This window comes from Hyphococcus sp. D3-15 (genome assembly GCF_055809375.1).
On the sequence record NZ_CM147910.1, the window covers coordinates 2,632,207 to 2,651,016 of the forward strand.

The window sequence follows — 18,810 nt, forward strand, 5'->3', positions numbered from 1 at the left end:
TCTAATACTGTTCCCCGGGTTGCAAACGCTTCGGCGTGCCGAAGACCTTGATGGTCATTCTCTCGTCATCAGAGCGCTCCTGAATTTCCTTGATGATCCAGACGACGCCGGCGGCGCCATAGCGGTCAGTTGTAAACGCGACCGGATCCCCGCCGTCGAGAAGATATCCGCGGCGCCCGACTTCGACCGAATAGGTGGACTGCTCAGTCCCTAGCATTTTCATTGCTTCTTTGCCGATCTCCGTCGCCCAATTCTGCCCGACCGCCAGCGTGTTGATCGGCTCGCCGGGTTCTGACGTTTTGTAGAAGGCGGCGGCGGACCCGTTGGGAATGGTGATCGAACGGCCTTGCGATTTCAGATAGAGGCGGCGCTCGTCGCTGACGCCGGGCGCAATTTCCGCATCGGTCATCGGCGTCCAGTTGCGGTCGTAGCGCACCGGCTGTTCTGATCGCACATAGGTTTCGAAGTCTTCCGGCTTTATGTCGACGCCGGCGATGGGAATCGCCTGCGGCAGCGCGTAGGAACTCGGCGCGAAGACGCGCTTCAACCGGTAGCGGCCGTCCCTGCCGAGGCCGTGAAACCCGACAATCGACCGCGCGGCTTCATCAAGAAAGTCCGACACCAGCAGGTCCGACGTGCCGGTGAAATAGCCGGCCTCTACCGCGCCGATTGAGAAAACAGCGGCGCGATCGATGGCGTTGGCGAAAAGCCCGGCGCGCCGACGCAACAGATATTCCGCGATCTGCGACAGCGACGACAACCATTCGCCCTCGAAGACAAAACCCTGAATATTAGCGGTGTATTTAAACGCCGCGTTTTCAAAGAACCGCACCAGCCCTAGTGCGGTGCAGGTCAGATATTGTCCCGCAGAAACAGGCGCAGCAATCAGAGCAGAAAGCGTCGGAAAGTCGCCGGCGAAAACCAGCGGCAAGCCGCCGTCATAAACAGCGTTGATCGCCTGCAGCGGTCCCTGCGCGATCTGCCAGACCTCATTCGCCTTCAACAGGCGCACCATACTGACATTGCCGCAGGTGCCGAACGCTGAAGGCACTGCAAGCCCCGCTATATCGAGATCGCCGTCAAGCAGGCCCTCCCCCGTGTAATAGGAGGACGCGATCGGCTTCGCGACGATGCTGACATCATTGCGCAGCTGCAGTCGCGTGCGCTTGTCGGTGCCGGAGAAAGACCGCCCGAGAACGCGCATGCGCAACGAAAAGTCGTCGAAATAGCCGCGGCGGGGGCCATGGTAAATTGAAACGTCGAGCCCGTCGGCGGTCATCGCCGCCGGCAGGTAGTCAAACTCGCCGTCATCATTGGCCAGCTCGATATATCCGTCCGTGGTCTGCACCGACTGGCTTTCGCCCGGCAAAAAAGGAAAGGTCCGGTTCGAGTTGACTGCGGTGCGCAGCCTTGGGCGCGCCACCGCATTCGGTCGGCGTGGATCATCCGGGCGGGCGACAAAGGTCTGGGACGACAGAAAAAGGCGCTCGGGAAGGCCTAGCTGGAATCCGCCGCGGGGTTGATCGCCGAGGACTGGATCGCCGAGAATATCCGTCGGCGCCGATAACAACACGCCGGAGTCTTTCCGGCGCACCGTTATGTCAGCGAGAAAAACACCGCGGCGATGACTCCGCTGCAGGAACGCCGGATACCCGGACGAGCGGCCCGGCGGCGCCTGATCGGCCAGGACGGGATCGCCAACTGTCGGAACGCCGGGGATCATGCCGCCAGCCCGAAGTTATTCTCGATCAAACGGCGCATCAGCGTGTTCATCGTCGCCTGCTCGTCGGCGAGGCGATTGATCGCGGCCGTCATCGCGGCGTCGCGTTCTTCCTGACTTTCATCGGCTGCTGCGAAAGCGGCGGCGGTGGTCTCGCTGCTGCGCTCGGCGGCGCGCACCACCGCTGCCGCAATCTGTTGCGCCGTTTGGGCGTCGGCAACCGGATTGCCGGTTTCTGGCGTGAGCGGCTGATCGACGCCGGCGAGCGCATCGACGCTGACCCCCGCCTGGGCTTGACGCTGGCGCTCAAGCGCGATGAGTTCCTCAAGGCGCTCGACAAACACATCACTGCCGTCGCGCAATTCAGTCAGGACGTCGCGCTGTTCCTCAAGGATCGGAATATCGAGCTGCGGCTGCGACAGCGCGTTGTCGATGCGTTTCAGCGCGTCGAGCGACGAGCGGGCGATCTCCGCCTGGCTCAGATTGTCGTTAGCAATGTCAGTGCCAGCGCCCAGCGCGGTCTCGAGGCGGCTTTCGATCCGGTTGAACACCGACTGGAATTGCGGCGCCGTGCCGTATAGTTCGCGCGCGACGTCGAGCGCGGCGCGGCCGAGCCCGCCGAGATCGTTCTGCGCGGCGACGCGGGCTTCCTCGCTCGCCCCCGGCTGGCTCACGGTTGCGAAGGCGGAATCGAAGCGCTGCAGTGCGGTGTCGAGTTGCGTCTGGAGATCGCCGCCACGGAACTCCTGACGGATATCGCCAAGCGATGAGCGCAGATTGTCGTTGGCGGCCGTCCAGGCGTTGGCGCTGTCTTCATAGGTCTGCGTCAGCCGGTCGACATGGTCGATCTGGCTTTCGAAGGCGAGCCGCATGTCCGAAAGCACAAAGGCGAGCCGGCCGGACTGGTCTTCGATGATCCCGAGAAAATCGCCAAGGCCGATGCGATCTTCATCGCTTAGGCCCGCTATAAATTTCTGTCGTTCCAGCGCGTTGAGATTTTCAACGGCGACCGTATTCGCGCCGACGCTCGTCGCCGCAGTCAGGCGCTGCTGTTGTTCCTTCAGAAGCTGGTTGAACTGCGCCAGCGCCGGGTTGGCGATATTCAATAGCCGCTGCGCGGTGTCCTGGTCGACGCCGGCGGCGAGCGCCGCCTTCGCATTATCGATCTGCTGCGCCAGCAGCGATCCGTCAGCGCCGCTGGCCGCAACCTCGTCCTTGTAGCGCTCCAGCGCCGAGGCGGCCGCAGCCAGCGCCTCCGGCGTCGAGGCGGCCTGATCGATGAACTGCGTCCACTCCGCGGTGTTGAGCGCGAGGACCTTGGTCAGCCGCGCCTGTTCGTCGGCGGCGTTCTGGGACACCGCCTTAAGGTCGTCGAAGCGCTGGTTCTGGGTGTCGAGCAGCTCGGCGGCGGCGGCCTCCAGCGGCGCCGTGATGGACAGCGTCGCGCGCTCGATGTCCTTGTCGAATTTGTTTCCGAGCGCAGTGAGCGCCGCCGTGCGCGCTTCGGTCAGCGCCCGCTCGGCGTCTGTGTTTTTCTGGGTGATCGCCAGGGCTTCGTCGAAAACCGACTTGATGTCCTTGGCGGCCTGCTCCCATTGCGATAGGGAGTCCGTCGTGAAGTCGAGCGCGCTTTTCAGAACATCAATTTTGTCGCCAACCGCCTCCGCCGACTCGCCAGCGTCCAGCAAGCCGATAGCGGTGTCGCGCAGGATGTCATTGCCGCCCTTGAGCGTCTTGAGGTAGAGGCGCAGCGCTTCCGATGTCGCCTGCTCGAGGCCCTGCTCGGTGGCGTCAAACCGTTTGCCCCCTACAGGCTCGCCATTGGCTCCCTGGTAGCCGACCTCGACAAACGGGTTCCCGTCCTTGCGGTCGGCGCGCACCGCCAGATTGAGATAACGCTCATTCGCGGTTGTGCTGGCATCGTTCCATGCGGTCCCGCCGATCAGATCATGGAAGGCGGAGTTGACGCCAAGGATCGTATCGAGCGCAGCATCGCGGATCTGTGCGTTCTGCTCGGCTCCCTTGTCTTGATACCGGCCGGCAACGGCGCCCGTTTGCAGATCAAAGGCAAGCTGCGCCGTCTTGTCTGAAGGCTTTCCGCCAACCAGCGCGCCGAATACCTTGCCGAGCGTCGAGCCAATGATAGAACCCACAACCGTGCCGATGCCAGGCACGATTGAGCCAATCACGCCGCCGACGGTGCCGCCGACCGAGGAGCCGGTGTTGCCCTTGCTCCCAAACCCGAGCAGATCGCCCAGCAAGTTGACGCCTTGGGAAACTGCAAAACCCGTTCCGCCGCCGCTGAACACCTTGCCAAGAGATCCCGGGCCAAGGCCGGGAATGTTCAGCCCTTGCTGTCGCAGGAAGAAGCCGAGCCCTTCGCCGGTCCGCGCCAGCGAGCCGGAGCTGCCGAAGATATTGCCCAGCCCCAGAAACCCTCCGGCCTGAGACAATCCACCTACACCGCCTCCGGAGAGATACGGGTTCACCTGCGTCGCGAGTTGGCCGACCCCGTACATATTCGGCGCCACGCCAGCACCGGATAGCGCATTCGTCATCGAACCGCCCGCAGCGGCAAGTTGCCCAAACCCGCCCCCGAACCCGCCGCCAAACCCGCCGCCCACGGCGCCGAACGGGACGCCGGCGCTGCGCCCGGTGAACGCCTGGTCGAAAATATTCTGGAAGAAACTGCCGACCAGATTATCGAAGGCGTTCCGGAAATAATCCTTGATGACGTCGATGGCGCTTTCGCCTTCCCGACGGAACGAGCGCCAGATGTCGACCATCATGTCAGTGGCGGTGTCGGCGAAGCGCTGCTGCGCCCGCAGCAGGGTGTCCGCAGCTTCCTCAGCGGCTTTTTTCTGCGCCTCGGCCAGCGCTTCGGCGTTTTTGCGCGCTTTCTCCTGCAGCGCGCTACGGTCTTCCTCGGCGAGGACCTGGTCGACAAGACCGGAGCCCTGCGCTTTGATCAGCTCGGCATATTGCTCCTCGAGCTGGATGCGCCGCTTGATCTTTTCGATTTCCTCGTCGGTCTTGCCGGCGGCGCGCGCATCGTTGATCGCCTTGATCTCGCGGAGCTGTCCCGTCAGCGCGGCTTCTTGTTTCTTCAGCTTTTTGGTCAGCTCTTCGGATTCCTTCCCCGCGCGGCTCATCGCGTCGGTGAACTCGCCGAAGGCCTCGGTGGCGCGCTGGCGGATTTCCTCGGTCAGCGTCGGATATCGGGCTAGCAGTTCCTGAAACTTGCTATTCGCGGTTTCCGTATCGACATCGGGCCCGAGCTCGCGCAACGACGCCTTCAACGCGTCGAGTTCCTTGGCGAATTTCTTGCGCGCATCGGCGAAGCCGTTGAGCTCCGCCGTCAGGGCCATCACATCGGTGACCGCATCGGCGCCAACGCCTTTGGGCAGGCCGAAGGCCTGCGCGAACTCACGGTTGCGTTCGCGCTGCACGGCCTGCCCGGCGGCGAGCGCCGCGGCCTGATCCGATTGCTGGTTCTCTATGTACTGGCGCTGATAATAATTCGCCGCGAGCGACGGGGATGTGAAGGTCCGCGCCTCGATCTCGTCCTTTTGAGCTTCATTGATGCTTTTCAGGATGCGCCGGTAATCTCGTTCAAAAGCCTCGAGATCTTCCTTTGATTTATCCAGCCCGGCCTTCAACCTGTCAGGCAATTCCTTGCCGGCGTCGATAAATGCCTGTTTCAGGGACTCATCGAAGGAGTCGAGCTTGCGCTTCGTTCCATCCAACCGGTCGCCGAACAAAACGATGGCGGCTGTCAGAGCGACGATCGCGCCGACTGGCGTCGCCAGTAGACCAAGCGCTGCGGACAGACCCGTCGCCCCGGCAATGGCGCGCGCAAAATTCAGCGTAGAAAGCGCCGTCGCCGCCGCAAGCGTTTTCGTGATGCCGGGAAGCGCCCTGGCGACGCCGCCAAGACCGCCTACCGACGCAAAGGCCAACGCCGATCCCGACGCCCGCGCCGCGGTGGCGAGCGTCGTATGAGCGACGGCCATGCGCCCCGCTGCAGTCGTACCGGCAATGGTCGCCGCCGTGGACTTCGCCGCTGCGGCCGCATAGGCATTCTGTGTCGCTGTCGCGCCCGCAGTCGCCGCAGTCGCCGCACCCTGCGCCGTAACGAGTTGCGCCTCCGCCGCCGCGAGAGCGCGGCGCGTCTGGATCTGCGCCTTGGTTGACGCTGCAAGCTTAGCCTGTGCAGCAGTCTCGAGACCGCGCCGGCCTGTGGCGAGAGCAATACCGCGCGCGAGTTCCAGCTGGCTGGCGGCCTCCGCCCTTTGCGCCGCAATCAGTTGGAGATTCGTCTTCAGTTGCGCGATAGCCGCCTGGGTGTCACGCACCCTCGCCGCGGTTTTCGTCGCCTCTGCCTGGGCTGTGTTCAGCGCAGCGATCTGATAGGCGCGCTCAAGCGCGGTTTCTTCCGTGACGACCGCGATCTGCGCGCGCACCGCGGCGATCGCCTTCAAAATGGCGCCGCCCGCCGTCGCGGCCCCATAGGCGATGGCGGCGGCCGTCGCGGCTTCCGTCGCTTTGACGACAGCGCCCCAGTTTTCCCGAAGCCCGTCGATGGCGCCGCCGACGCCCTCGCCCAGCGCCTGGGCGAACTGGCGCGCGTCGTCGGAGCGCAGGCTATCGGTGATTGAGCGGACCGCGCGTTCGAGCGCTGGCAGAGCGCCGCCGTCTATCGCAAAATTGAGTGAGAGTTCTTCCTTCGCGCCGCCAAGCTCGTCGAGCGCGCCCTTGAACGTGTCGAACTGGATTTCGGCGATGCGCCGCGCCTCGCCGCTGACATTCTCAAGCGCTGCTGTCAGTTCGTCGGTGCTCTTGGTCGCTGCCTGCGCCGATGTCGACAGCACGCCGTAAATGTCGAGGTTTTCGGCGCCGAAGATCTCGATCGCCTGCGCCTGGCTCAGGTTCGCGTCGCCGAGTTTTCGGATGACGGATGACAGACCGTCGGCGGCGACGTCAAAATCGCCGATGACCTCCTCAATGTCATCACGGTTCTTGGCGAGACGCGTAACCAGCGCCTGGAAACCGCGGCCGCCAATGCCGCCCTTGATGCCGGCGTCCGCCAGTTTGGAGACCGACGCCGTCGCTTCCTCGATACTGATGCCGAAAAGTTTTGCGGTCGGCGCCGCGAATTTCATCGCCTCGCCGAGATCCTGAATTTCCTGATTCGATTTGACCGACGCGGCGGCGAGAATGTCGGCGACTCGGCCGGACTCCTTCGCATCGAGATTGAACCCGCGCAGCACCCCGGAAGAAATTTCGGCGGCGCGCGCAAGTTCGAGTTGGCCCGCCGCAGCGAGATCGAGCGTGCCTGGAATTGCGCCGATTATCTCTCTGGTTTCGAAACCGGCGCGGCCGAGATTTTCCATGCCGGCGGCGGCCTCGGACGCCGAGAAGACCGTCGACGCGCCGAGATCCCGCGCGAGGCGCCCGAGGCTCTGCAGCTCGTCGCCGACGGCGCCGGTGACAGCCGAGACGTTCGCCATCTGCTGCTGGAACGAAGATGCGTTGTCGATCGCCTCACGCCCGAGCGTGATGCCGGAAAAGGAGAGCCCGACCGCGGCCGCAGCGCCGGCGACCATGCGCAGCGTGCCGGCGAGCTGCCTGTATTTCGTATTCGAGCCGGAGGCGCGCTGTTCCGCATTCTTCAGCTGCTGGTTGAGCCCCTTGACGGTGCGCTCATATTCCTTGGTCGAGGCCGCGCCTTCGCGCAGCGCCTTTTTGGCGATGTCGAGATTGCGGTTTACACGCTGCTGCGCCCGGCCGAGGGGATCGGCGCTGCGCTGGACGCGTTCGAAAGAGCGCCGGAGTTCCTGCGCCTCGCGGCTGACGGCGGTCTCGCGCTTTTCGATCCGCTCATAAGCTGCATCGATGCGCGATAGATTGTTGATGGTTGAATTGATGCCGGCGGCGGTGCCGTCGGTGACTATAGTTCGATAATTGACTTCTTCATCGCCGAACCCCAGCATCTGGCCGCTCTCCGTCAAGGGAGAGCATGCAGCGCGCCGCCGCGTCTTGATTGGATGTCATCGGGCGCGACGCTGCTTTGCGGTCTCTTCTTCCTGGCGCCGCCGATCTTCATCACTCTGGCGCCAGTCTTCCCGCCAGTCGCCGTCCATGAGATCAATCAGCTTGCGGAACGATTTGTGGAGCCAGGCGTCGTTTAGTCCGAGGGTCTCGAAGAAATAACCACGGATATGTTCATCCTCAATCGGCTGCGGCATTGCGCCGAAACCAGCGCCGAGCCAGCGGCGCTTGTTTGACAATTCGTAAAACGCCGTCCCTATCCAGCGCAGATCGGGACGTATGTCGCAGGCGACGAAAGCCGGCGCCGGTTCGCCGTCACCTTTCCAGACGCCTTTCTTTCGCAAGGCCTCCTGAAAGGCGTCCGGCCCTAGGCCGCCGCCTCGCTTTCCGAATTGCTTGAGGAGCCATCCCCGGAGTTTTTTTCCGCGGCTTTCTCCCATTTAACTTTGATGTCATCCGCTTGCTTCATGGCGTTGATGCAGGCGTAGAAATATTTCGAGAACATCTCGTCCTGGACCAGCTTCTTGTGCTGATCCTTCGACCAGACGACGCATTCGCCGCGCAAGGTGAATGGCTTAAAATCGATGATCCCGAGCTCGCATTTGCGGCGCGCCTCATACATGTTGCGGTCGCGCGTTAGCTGTTCATGCCCTTTTTCGCCATAACCTTCAGGCCGCTCGTTCGCCAGCGCAATCTCGAGAGCGCCGATTTTGGGACTGTCATAACCGATGGCCTTAAGGACGAGATTAGGGATCACACCATTGCGATTGATCCAGGCGCCGTTATTGCGGGCGTTGACGTCGATCGAGTGATCCATCAGCTCGACGGGTTCGTCGACTTCGGCGGGGTCCGCAGCACTGTTTTCGGGGGTTGTCATCTGTGTCTGTCTCCTTTGTTGGAGATCGGAATCTGCGGTAATTCAAGGTGACTTGAATTTGCAAAGCAAAAAACGGGGGCCGCCCGGTTTCCCGGACGGCCCCTGACGCAACACCCCCGAAGGCAATCGAATTTAGTCTAGCAGAGATCGGGCCAGCCCTCGGCACAGCGGAAGCGATGGACGGCGCCGAAATTGACCAGGTTTCCGGCGACAATGCCAGCGTCGTTGGCGGTCGCCTTGGATTCGAACGTGCCGGTGACAGCCTGCCCCTTGCCGGGCGCGTTCTTTTTAAACCGCGTGAACTGCAGGCGCGGGATCTCCATCACATAGGCGTGGCGGCCCGCATGCATGATCCGCACGAAGTCCAGCTTCTGGGACTTGCGGTAGGGTTGCGACAGCGCGTCCGTTTCGAAATGCGCCTCACCCGTCAGGCGCATCATCTGTGTTGATCGCGCCAGGCGCTTGAGGCCGAAACAACCCTCGATCGGGATCTCGACCAGCGTCGGTGAAATCGACAGGCTTGAGGAGCGGACGGCGGCGTCTTCTGTCTTGTAAACGCCGTCGAGATAGATGCGCTGGCCGGCGAGACCGGCGACCATGGCGGGCAGCGTTTCCGCCTCGCGGATCGGGCCGTTGGCCCGGGCGTTGAGATCCGCCGGCGCGTCGTCGTCGAAATCGATGAACCGTTTGGCGATGGTGATGACGAAATCGCCCTGCGCTTCGCCGGCGACGGTGACGTCTTCCACATAGCCGCCGATCATTCGGGTGAAGTCGAAGCCGGTTTCCTTTTTCAGCGCGACCTGTTCCTGCGCCGTGATTTCAGTGGAGCCGGGGATCAGTGGCTCCGCAAAGAAAAGCCAGATGGTCTTGCCGCTGCCGGCGTCATCAGTCCAGCCAGAAGGCTTCCGGTCGACCGTCATGGTGCCGGTCGTGCCGGTCGACAGATCCGAAATCCGCACGGCGTCATTGACGAGCTCCGTCGCGTAACGGTGAGCGCCGGAATCGCGCGTCACCGCCGCGCCGACCTTCACCCAGTGACCGGCGGCGGCGCCGGCAAGCGTCGCATAGTCAACCTCGGCAGTGGATACCAGCGTGTCTCCGCTGATCGCCAAGTCGCCGGTGGCGAAGTGAATGCCCACGACCTCGATGCGGACGCCGCGGCCGGGGGTTTCATCGACGAGCGTCGATCCGGTGATAACGATTGCCTCGTCGTCAGACGCAGTCGTCACCAAATGCAGGCCGTTATTGGCGACGTTTGCACAGCCCGAGATCCAGATGATCTGCCCGGCCGCGAAAGCTGCGCCGGTCGTCACGGTGATGGTAGAAGTGCCGGAGTCAATATCGGTGATCTGCGCCGTGGCCGAGCCGTAGCCGTTATATCGGCCGATCTTGCGGACGAAGGTCGACCACATAGCCTGTTCGAAATTGTGATCGAAGACCTCGCCCATAAACTTGCGGGTATGGGTGAGCCGGCCGTTTTTGGAGACGAAATCGTCTTCGGTTTCGAAGAAGTCATCGCGCGCCTCGCCGCGTTCCGAAAAGCCCCTGTCCGTGTCGAGATCAAGCGACTGGAACGGGGCGATGGTCATTGCGGTGTTGTCGCCGAGGGTCTTTCGGCTCTCTTCAATAGCCCAGGAGTAAATCGTGCCATCGGTTGCCGACATGGGAGGCTCCCTGAAAGGAGCATTTCAAGGCGCCGGGAGCCTTACGAAATGCGGGGACTACGGACGATCACCGGCCCCGATATTCGTATTGATATTTAATGGCCCTTGAGACGCCGCGCGTCAGGCCTTTTCCCGTGCTGTCAACATAGGCGGCGAGCGCATCGCGGATCTGCACGGTTCCGATCTGCCGGCCGCAGAGCGTGTTGATGATTGCGCTCATGGCCATTTTGGCGTTGATGATATCGCGCTTGCCCCGCGGGGCGTGGCAATGAACCATGAAGGCGGCGTTTTCTTCCCACCGATTATAGCCAGGCGCGCCATATTCTCCCCGGCGGTTTTCCGCATCGACAAACTCGAACTCGGTAAGAAGTTCGTTTTCTCCTATCCGTAGCTGTGAATCGTTTTCACCATCATCAAGGATGCGCCAGAAATGCTTCATGCCGCCGATCAGGAAGGCGCCGGATGGCATCTCGTCGGTCATGATGGTCTCGACGACGCCCATGACATGATTGAGATCTGCGCTCATCTGTAATTCTCGACTACAATCGCCGGTAGACGCGTCCTGGCGTCATTGGCGATCTTGCGTTTGCGATGCCGGCGCTTGAGGCCATACCCGGGCTTTCCTTCAATGGCGGTCTGGATGTAGGACGTCTTGCCGAAGGGCGACACCAACCCGCCCTCATAGCGGAATGAAACGTCATAGAGGTCCCCGAACTCCTGCGCGACTTCCGGATAGACCAGCGCCTCATAAACACCGTTCGGCCGCTGCTGCGACAGCCCGCGCTCGATCTTGCGGGCATAGGGAACGAGATTGACGAAAACCATCCGCGTCCAGGACAGCGGCATGAGATAGGGCGGCTCCAGCCGCTGGCCGTCGATGAAGACTGCATGATTGCCGGCATATCGTTCCGACTCCGGCTTTGAATTGGATCGGCCGCGTGGGCTGACGCGCTCCAGCAGCTCGAGCGTAAACGGCACGATCCGTCCCGCAGGACGGCCGAAGGTCAGCGTCGAAGATCCGCCGACACGCATTTCTTCCGGCGGCTTGTTCGGCACCCCATCTGTAGAAAGTGACTCCGGCAGTCGATAGCCTAGCGCCGCGAAGTTTTTCTGCCGCGCTTCTGCGAACGCTTCCTGTGCGACGCGTCGCAGCATTTCTTTTCGCAGCGGGCCTTTGAGATCCTCGCCAAGCACTTCTATGGTTTTGCTGGAGCTGCGCGGCATCGCTATCTCCGATGGCTCGCGCCGGAAAGCTCCAGCTGAAATTTGAGGTCGCGGACTATGCCGTCAGGCGCCCGCCGCCGAACGACATTGACGCTCTCCGCAATGAATGTTTCCTGACCGGTCTCCAGCCTGTCGCCTTTTTGCGGGCGCGACGTGAACAGCCGGGTCACATACCATTCCCGGGCGGCGATGACGCCTTTTTTCCGGATGATCGTGACATCGCCCTCGCCGTCTTCAGTGTCGAGATCGATGAGATTGCAGATCACCGTCGATGCGAAAATCGGTATGATCGTACCAGTTGGCGTGCGCGGGATGTAGTTGACCGGCTCGCCGCCGCTTCTCGCCTGCATCTTTTCGACCAGCTTCCACCAGTCGCCGTCATAGCCGAGCACAGGAGTAATTTCGACAACGCCGGCGAGAGTCGGCAAAGCGTCGCCGAGTACATAATCCTGCCAGGGCGCACCGCCGACCAGCATCAGATCAACCTGCGATATGGCGCCAGCAGCCCGCGCGCCGATTCCGGCACTGAGCCGGACCGTCCGGCGTTGAAATAGCGGGTCTCAAGCCGTCCGGCGTCGGAATCCTCTTCCACCGTGGCGGCGACGTCGAATTGCTCGCGGCTCTGCTGGGCGTAAAGATGCTGCGCCGTCAGTATCACCGCGCGTTCGAGATCCGCGGGGAGCGCCGGGCCTGTCGGCGGGGTTTCCTCTTCCGCCTGGATCGTCGTGACATAGCCGGCGTCGTAGGTGACGAGGATCACAGCGTTTGCATAGAAATAACGGCAGGCTGCAGGCGACCAGCTGATCATCCCTTTCGCCTCGTCAATGATCAGATCAGAAAGAGTAACCGCCGTCCCGTCGATCGACACAGCGTCAACGGTCGCGGGACAATGCGAAAGTATGATCATGTCGAGGCGGCGATGCGGGATGATCGTCTCCGACAAGCCGGTTCTCGCAAAGCTGAGTGTCCCGTCGTCAGAGCGCCTCAACGTGCATTCGGCCGCAACAGCGGCCGATGCGTCGAGCAGGATCGTGTCGATGTCGTCGCCGGCGAGGCTACTTAGATTTGCCGCCGCCTCCGCCCGCGCCGCCGGAACCAGCTGGCGGCTGCTTGGCGCCGTCACCGTTCGCAGCACCTGTCTTGCTGGCATCTGCCTTCTCCGGTGCGGCGGGCATGGCATCGGGATCGACGACTTCGGCGGCGCCGCGGTTTACGAAGTGTCGCGCCGAATACGCGTCGACGACGATTTCCTGACCCTGTTTGTATTTCGGGTTCTTGGGGTCGTCGTCGCGCGGGCTGTTTTTCTTGACGACATAGTCACGCAGAAAGCGGATCTTCGGCATTATCAATCAACTCCCGGGTCAATGACCTGTCCGGCGTGACGCGCCGCATACGGCAAATAATAAGCCGAAATGGTTGCGGCAGTTGCGTCACCAATCGTCAGACCGATACAGTCATATTCATTGGCGATGTCCATGTTTTCGATCGGAACATCGATGATATACATGGCGGTTTTGGAATCGACGGCTTGCGTCGTGAACGTGTCGGAGACGACGGGCGTCTTTGTGTATGTACGTCCGGCGCTGACATCCGCGAGCGCGAACATCTCGGTGAACGGCAGCAGTTTAGGCGTTCCGCCGACCGTCTTCGCTTGCTGAAGGCCGATGGCGGCCCCGGTGACCGTGGTGGCGTTTTTCGCGTTGATCAGGATCGAACAGCGCGAACGTCCCTTCAGGGAAATGAGCGGCGGCGCCGCGCTTGACGGGACCGCCGGCGCAAACGCCAGGACGGGCCAAATATCGTCGAGCAGAATGTTATGGGCTGAAAGCGTCATGATGGTGGTCCTCTTCCTCTTTTAGCCCTAGCTGCCGGTGCGTTCGGCGAGCGTGATGAACGGCGACATTTTGAAGTTGGCGTCGTCGCGGCTGGTCGCAGCCTGCTTCAGGAGCGGGCCGCCGCCGGCGCGGACGGTGAAACGGAACGCCATCAGCGACTTCTCGAACTCGACATGCATCGAGGTCGCGATGCGGGCGCCGCCCTGACGGAGCGGGACCGCGTAGGACTTTTTCAGGCTGACGAAATGAAGGTCGCCGAGGTCGCCGAGTTTGGAGCAAACTTCGTGCGGAATGACCGGGCGACCGAGCAGGGTGCCGAAGGGCGAGTCCTTGATGGAGCCCGGGGGCGTACCGAGCGGATCGGCGCCGGAAGGCGCATGTAGCGCGGATTTCCAGATCTGGTGCTGCCCGCCGGGATGCACAAGCCAGAACGAATCCGGCAGGAACATCGCAGGCATGCGCTCATACATTTTCCAGAAGTTTTCCGAGACGAAGCTGTCTGCGGTTTGCGCGCCGCCAGCGGACTCATCGTCCACCGTGACAAGCGCCGGCGAGTTGAGATAGCCAAGCGGCATTTCGTTACCGGTGCCGCGCGCAATCGCCATGGACAGCGCCCATGAGATTTTCGACGCCGCAATCTGGGTAACGATGGTCTCAAGGCTGAGAATGTCCTCGAGCATTTCCTCGGTGACATAGACGAGAACGACGATCTTGTTGACGTTGGTCTCGACCTTGTCGAACTTCGCCTTGGAGCCTTGAGCGGTAGCGGCTTCAGGGGTCCAATATGCTTGGAGTCCCTCGTCCGTATCCCACTGCTGGACCTCGACCGTCGGCTGAATGATGCGGCGCGCCGTGGTCGGGATCTGGAACGTGCGCTCCAGAAGCGGGTCCTGCGCGATCGACATGTCGACCAGCGTGTTGCGGAAATCGTCGGGAATGAGGTGGCCGCCATCCTCGCCAGAGCGGCCCGTATGCGGGTCAGCCGCAGCGCGGACCAGGCGATTGTCGTTCTGGCTGTAGCGGCCTTCCTGATAGACCGCATTCAGCATTTCGCCGAAACCGAGATTGAAACCGCCATTAGTCAGACGGCCGCCGGGCGTACTGTAGCTAAGCGCCGGCGGGCGCCCATTTTCCTGTGCGGCCGGCGTCGTTTCACGCCCTGCAGGTTCCGAAAGGAGGCGCTGCTCTTCGAGAAGCCCCATTTCGGTTTCGATCTGGCTGCGCAGCGAAGCGCACTGATCTTTCAGGTTTTTCAGCGTCGCTTTTTCGCTTTCCGTGTATTCGTCACGGTTCTGATCGTCTCGCTGACGCTGGATTTTCTCCATGCCGGTAACGGCGGCTTCAAGCTTTTGCTGGAGTCTTTCGAGTGCTGACATGTCGGTAACCGCCCCGTCGCTAACTGTTGGAGTCGCAGCGACTGTGGGTTGGTTTTCCGGGGGTTGATTTGAGGACGGATGATTGTCCTGCTGCACGTCTTCGACAGGCGCTGCCGGCTCATCAAGCGACGGTCCGGAAGGCGCCCTGTCGGTTGTGGCTGGCGCCGAGGGTTGCGCGCGCGTCAACGCCTTCGGCATGTTCTTGAACTGCGCGCTGGCGGCGGCGACCGCGCGCTCGTTGTCCGCGAGATCAAACTGGTTGAGGAATGCATGGGCGCGCCGGTCGAGACGCGCTGCGGCGTCATTGTCGTTTACTGCTTCGCCGGCAGCTTCGTCGGCCAGGCCAGCCTCGACAGCGGCGGCGCCCGTGTACCAGGTCTCGTCGTCCATCGCTTTCTGGACGTCGGCTTCGTTCATGCCGCTACGGCGAGCATATATGCCCGCCATTTCCTTGCCGATCAGGCGCAATCTGTCGACGACGGATTCCATTTCGTTGGCGTCGCCGAGCGCGATCGTCCACGGATTATGGATCATGATGAATGCGCCTTCGGCGACACGAATATGATCGCCTGCCATTGCAACAATAGAAGCTGCAGACGCCGCAACGCCTTCGACGATGACATTGATCTTCGCCTTGTGCTCCTTGAGCGCCGTAAAAATGGCGACACCATCAAAAACGTCGCCGCCATAGGAATTGATCTTCAGCGTAATCTCATCGAGTTCGCCGAGAGCATCCAAAGATCTCTTGAACGCTTTGTGCGAGATCCCCCAATAGCCGGAATGGTCGATTTCCTCGTAAAGGGTGATTTCGGCGCGGCGGTCTGCCGCCTTGACCATAAAAACGCGCATCTGCCGTCCCTCGATATTTCAAGGGAAGGCTAGGCGTGCGTTGCGCCCACTTGATTTAAGCGGCGTGGCGCGAGTTCGTCAGGCGGCGGATGTTTTGCGCAGCGGCGTTTATTGCTGTCGCCGCGTTCTGCAATGTCAGTGCGGATCGATTGTGCATCGTTTCCAGATCGTCGGCTTGCGAACCGTCCATGCGGTCCGGGTCCGCCATGGCGCCGATTTCGCCGAAGCCTTGCTGCATCCAGCGTTTCTCACCGGCGCCGTCGGGAATCTGGTTTCGGCCGCGCTTTTTACGGACCTCGTCCTGTGACATGTCGCCCATATGGATACGCATGGTGTCTTCAGTCGCTTTTGAAACACCGTCGCCTTCGGAAAGCCAGTCGAGATCGACCCGGCAGCGCATCATGGGGGCCCGGCGCAGCAATTTCATGGACACTTGCTGCGCGCCGCGTTCCGCCCACGGCACCAGCGTGTCACGAGTGAACTCGAGCCCCTGTTCTTCAATGTTGTTGTTGGTGGCGCGCAGCAGGTGCTGGATCTTGTGTGGCGGCATTCGATAGTAACGGGCCACCTCCTCAATCAGGAACATCGCCGTTTCGTTGAACTGCGCATGATCGGGCTCAACGCCGATCTGTTTCCATTTGTAACCATGCGACGCTGTGAAGACGCCGTGCGATTCCCTGGCGCCGACAAAGTTTTCCCTGAATTTTGCGGTTACCAGATCATTATCCTCTGGAGACAGCTTGTCTTCGGTCTCCAGCACGCCGGAAAGCGAGGCGCCATTGCCGAAAAAGGCGGCGCCGAACTCCTTGACCGCAATGGCGTGGGCGATGGTCTCGCGCGCAAAGTTGACGATCGGCAGCGCGTCCTGGCCGTTCAGGGACTTGCCGCGGATCAGAAGCACCTTTTCCATCGGCAGCATGCTGTCGGCTTTACCCTGATTGCGAACCCGGGCGAAGAGCGCCTGGTTGCGATCGCGCACCAGCTCCCAACGGTTCCAGGCAATGGGCCAGAGATATTTCGGGCGGCCGCCCCCATCCGTTTCAATTTCAGCGAGACCGCCCTGGGTCAGCGCCGCAGAGGTGTAAAGGAACTCCTTGAACTCATACGCCGTCATTTCCGGGTTCGGCGAATGGTTCATCAGCTCGTAGACGTTGTCATGGAGATATTCGCGGTCGCCGCTCTTCGGATCCTTGCGATACATCGTCCATTCCGAGGCCGCGAGGCTCTCCGCAATCGCCGAAACGCAGGCCCATATCGCCGGGACCATCAGGGCGTCCTCAACGGTGACATCGACCTTCGCGGCGGTCTGGCGGAAAATGTGAAACAGGCTCGGGCCTGTGTAGCTCTCCGGCGTCGTCGCCCTCGCCTTTGGCGATTCGAGCACCGGCGTCTTGCGCACGCGGCGCCGCGGCTTCGATTTCAAGAAAAGAGAGGGAATGAGACCGACCATTTTTCGCTTCACGCGATCCTTGAAAACTGCGGCAGCGAGGGCTCTGGCGCGAGAATCGAACGGCCTTGCGCCTGAATCATTCCGACCGGACCATCAATTTTGTTCTCGACCGTTGATTTGGCAGGGTAATCGAGGTCATCGCGCGTTGATTTCTTACGGATGACGTTGGAAATTTGCCACGTCATCACGGGATTTCCGTCGTGGCGGACTTTGCCTGACCGGATCAGGCCAGCGCATTCCTTCATGGGATCGGAGGTGTATTGCGCGCGGTTCGGCCACTCGACAAGTTTGCCGCCATCCTTGCCCTGAAGCGCCTGAACGAAGGCGACAGAGTGTGCAGGGTCGTAAGGAATTTCGACGACTTCGAAGTCTTTCAGGAATTGCTCAACATCCGCAGCCACCCGGAAGATGTCGATCATATTGCCTTCGGTTTTTTCGATCCATCCGAGCTCCGCCCACTTCCAGATGTCGCTATCCTGGTCGTAGTGGCTCGATAGCGTGTCCTCGGGAAGGTAAAATCGCGGGATAACGGTGAACCCGCCGTTGTCTTCGGGGAACACCAGCGCCAGCGCCGTCATGTCGAGTTTGCCGGAGAGGTCGCCGCCGATATAACAGCGGCGCCCGCGCATGGACTCATATAGGGCGGCCGCATATTCGCGCGCAGTCCGGAAATCTTCTTCCGGCTGACCACACTTCTGGGTCCAGGCGAGCGTGTCGAAATACGCGTCCTCTGACCCTTGCCAGACGTTGAGGTGCTTGATCAGGAACTTAGACCAGTTCCGCGGCGACGCTTTGGCGTTGCGCTGGCGGGTTTGCAACTCGCGACCGTCGATCAGCGTGTCATAGCCGGGATTCGCCTGCTGCAGCGCCAGTTCCGAGGTGTAATCAACCCCGGGGTCTACAGTGAAGATCATGGCGAAGAGATCAGGACGATCGAGGGCGCCCATCAGCGCCTTTTCTGCCTCCTTGACATAGTTGTAGCACGGCCCCTCGATGTTCACCCCGGCGGTCGTCGTCACCAGGATCAACGATTGTTTACGACTGATCATCCCGGTCTGCATGGTGTCGAACTGGGCCGAGGTGCGGTGCTCGTGATATTCGTCGCAACAGTATAGTTGCGGGTCTGACCCGTCCGGCGGATCGCCTATCAGCTTTTCGATAAAGGAGTTGGTCGCTGGGACAGAGACGCGCTCTGTCAGAGACTCCACCGCATAGTGATCGCGCAACGGCTTATTGTAGCGGATCATGTTCTTGGCGGCGTTAAAGATGAATTTCGCCTGATCTTCAGAGCGCCCGCCGCAATACACCTCTGCGGCGTCCTCGCCGTCGGCGAGCATCATGTAGAGCGCGATTGCAGCCGCGAACTCAGACTTGCCATTCTTGCGGGGAACAAAGAGCAGTGCTTCGCGATACCGTCTCCAGCCGGTGTCGCGGTGCTTCCACCCGAAAATATTGACGATGGCGAAGCACTGCCAGGGCTCTAAAACTAGCCGAGGGCGCTGGCCCTTTTCGATCCGGCCCTTGACCTTTGTCAGCGGCAGAGTCTCGATGAACGACGCCGCCAGGTGCGCCGCGTCTATATCGAGAATGAAGGGAAAACTATCGTCCTGTGACGCGACAAGATCGTCGATAAAGCGCTGGGCCTGGAGCTTTATCCATTTGCACGCGGCGCGGTCGCCATCGACGACCTCAAGGGCGTATCTTACCGCCTCTTCGTAGTAGTTTTTCTCGTCAGCCTGGGATTTACGCGGCACATCCGGTCAG

14 protein-coding genes are annotated in these 18,810 nt (G+C 61.4%); all 14 read right to left on the bottom strand.

All coding sequences use genetic code 11. From position 1 onward, the window contains the following. Position 1 precedes the first annotated feature (1 nt). Positions 2-1,723: a hypothetical protein gene (locus AC0L8G_RS13020; protein ID WP_473384611.1), complete on the bottom strand. Its 1,722-nt coding sequence runs from the start codon at positions 1,721-1,723 to the stop codon at positions 2-4. Further along, positions 1,720-7,713, bottom strand: coding sequence for a phage tail tape measure protein (locus AC0L8G_RS13025; RefSeq protein ID WP_473384612.1), 5,994 nt, complete (start codon positions 7,711-7,713; stop codon positions 1,720-1,722). Before AC0L8G_RS13025 ends, AC0L8G_RS13020 begins: the two co-directional genes overlap by 4 nt. A gap of 57 nt (positions 7,714-7,770) precedes the next feature. Then, on the bottom strand, positions 7,771-8,115 hold the full coding sequence (locus tag AC0L8G_RS13030) for a hypothetical protein (protein ID WP_473384613.1): 345 nt from the start codon (positions 8,113-8,115) through the stop codon (positions 7,771-7,773). A 23-nt stretch (positions 8,116-8,138) separates the two neighbouring features. Continuing rightward, positions 8,139-8,648, bottom strand: a complete 510-nt coding sequence (locus AC0L8G_RS13035) for a hypothetical protein (RefSeq protein WP_473384614.1) — start codon at positions 8,646-8,648, stop codon at positions 8,139-8,141. A gap of 137 nt (positions 8,649-8,785) precedes the next feature. Beyond that, positions 8,786-10,312 (bottom strand): cupin domain-containing protein, encoded by a 1,527-nt coding sequence (locus AC0L8G_RS13040; protein WP_473384615.1) that lies wholly within the window; start codon positions 10,310-10,312, stop codon positions 8,786-8,788. Positions 10,313-10,379: 67 nt separating this feature from the next. Next, entirely contained in the window at positions 10,380-10,838 is a 459-nt protein-coding gene (locus AC0L8G_RS13045) for a hypothetical protein (protein ID WP_473384616.1), read from the bottom strand. After that, positions 10,835-11,536, bottom strand: a complete 702-nt coding sequence (locus tag AC0L8G_RS13050; RefSeq protein WP_473384617.1) for a hypothetical protein — start codon at positions 11,534-11,536, stop codon at positions 10,835-10,837. The genes AC0L8G_RS13045 and AC0L8G_RS13050 overlap by 4 nt, the downstream gene beginning before the upstream one ends. A gap of 2 nt (positions 11,537-11,538) precedes the next feature. After that, positions 11,539-12,012: a hypothetical protein gene (locus AC0L8G_RS13055; RefSeq protein ID WP_473384618.1), complete on the bottom strand. Its 474-nt coding sequence runs from the start codon at positions 12,010-12,012 to the stop codon at positions 11,539-11,541. Continuing rightward, positions 12,012-12,686: a hypothetical protein gene (locus tag AC0L8G_RS13060; RefSeq protein WP_473384619.1), complete on the bottom strand. Its 675-nt coding sequence runs from the start codon at positions 12,684-12,686 to the stop codon at positions 12,012-12,014. The genes AC0L8G_RS13055 and AC0L8G_RS13060 overlap by 1 nt, the downstream gene beginning before the upstream one ends. Then, on the bottom strand, positions 12,592-12,879 hold the full coding sequence (locus AC0L8G_RS13065; RefSeq protein WP_473384620.1) for a hypothetical protein: 288 nt from the start codon (positions 12,877-12,879) through the stop codon (positions 12,592-12,594). Before AC0L8G_RS13065 ends, AC0L8G_RS13060 begins: the two co-directional genes overlap by 95 nt. Before the next feature lie 2 nt (positions 12,880-12,881). Further along, positions 12,882-13,370, bottom strand: coding sequence for a hypothetical protein (locus AC0L8G_RS13070; protein ID WP_473384621.1), 489 nt, complete (start codon positions 13,368-13,370; stop codon positions 12,882-12,884). 27 nt (positions 13,371-13,397) lie between these two features. Further along, positions 13,398-15,596 carry a head maturation protease, ClpP-related gene (locus AC0L8G_RS13075; RefSeq protein ID WP_473384622.1) on the bottom strand — a complete coding sequence of 733 codons (2,199 nt, stop codon included), beginning with the start codon at positions 15,594-15,596 and terminating at the stop codon, positions 13,398-13,400. A 55-nt stretch (positions 15,597-15,651) separates the two neighbouring features. After that, a complete protein-coding gene (locus tag AC0L8G_RS13080) occupies positions 15,652-17,058 on the bottom strand; it encodes a phage portal protein (protein ID WP_473384623.1) in 1,407 nt (468 codons plus the stop codon). Then, positions 17,055-18,800: a terminase large subunit gene (locus tag AC0L8G_RS13085; RefSeq protein WP_473384624.1), complete on the bottom strand. Its 1,746-nt coding sequence runs from the start codon at positions 18,798-18,800 to the stop codon at positions 17,055-17,057. Before AC0L8G_RS13085 ends, AC0L8G_RS13080 begins: the two co-directional genes overlap by 4 nt. Positions 18,801-18,810: the final 10 nt, after the last annotated feature.

Bases quoted from the DNA above. Each gene is read 5' to 3' on its own strand.
- AC0L8G_RS13070 (WP_473384621.1), bottom strand. From the start codon at position 13,370: ATGACGCTTTCAGCCCATAACATTCTGCTCGACGATATTTGGCCCGTC.
- AC0L8G_RS13050 (WP_473384617.1), bottom strand. From the start codon at position 11,536: ATGCCGCGCAGCTCCAGCAAAACCATAGAAGTGCTTGGCGAGGATCTC.
- AC0L8G_RS13075 (WP_473384622.1), bottom strand. From the start codon at position 15,596: ATGCGCGTTTTTATGGTCAAGGCGGCAGACCGCCGCGCCGAAATCACC.
- AC0L8G_RS13040 (WP_473384615.1), bottom strand. From the start codon at position 10,312: ATGTCGGCAACCGATGGCACGATTTACTCCTGGGCTATTGAAGAGAGC.
- AC0L8G_RS13020 (WP_473384611.1), bottom strand. From the start codon at position 1,723: ATGATCCCCGGCGTTCCGACAGTTGGCGATCCCGTCCTGGCCGATCAG.
- AC0L8G_RS13025 (WP_473384612.1), bottom strand. From the start codon at position 7,713: ATGCTGGGGTTCGGCGATGAAGAAGTCAATTATCGAACTATAGTCACC.
- AC0L8G_RS13055 (WP_473384618.1), bottom strand. From the start codon at position 12,012: ATGCTGGTCGGCGGTGCGCCCTGGCAGGATTATGTACTCGGCGACGCT.
- AC0L8G_RS13045 (WP_473384616.1), bottom strand. From the start codon at position 10,838: ATGAGCGCAGATCTCAATCATGTCATGGGCGTCGTCGAGACCATCATG.
- AC0L8G_RS13035 (WP_473384614.1), bottom strand. From the start codon at position 8,648: ATGACAACCCCCGAAAACAGTGCTGCGGACCCCGCCGAAGTCGACGAA.
- AC0L8G_RS13065 (WP_473384620.1), bottom strand. From the start codon at position 12,879: ATGCCGAAGATCCGCTTTCTGCGTGACTATGTCGTCAAGAAAAACAGC.
- AC0L8G_RS13060 (WP_473384619.1), bottom strand. From the start codon at position 12,686: ATGCCAGCAAGACAGGTGCTGCGAACGGTGACGGCGCCAAGCAGCCGC.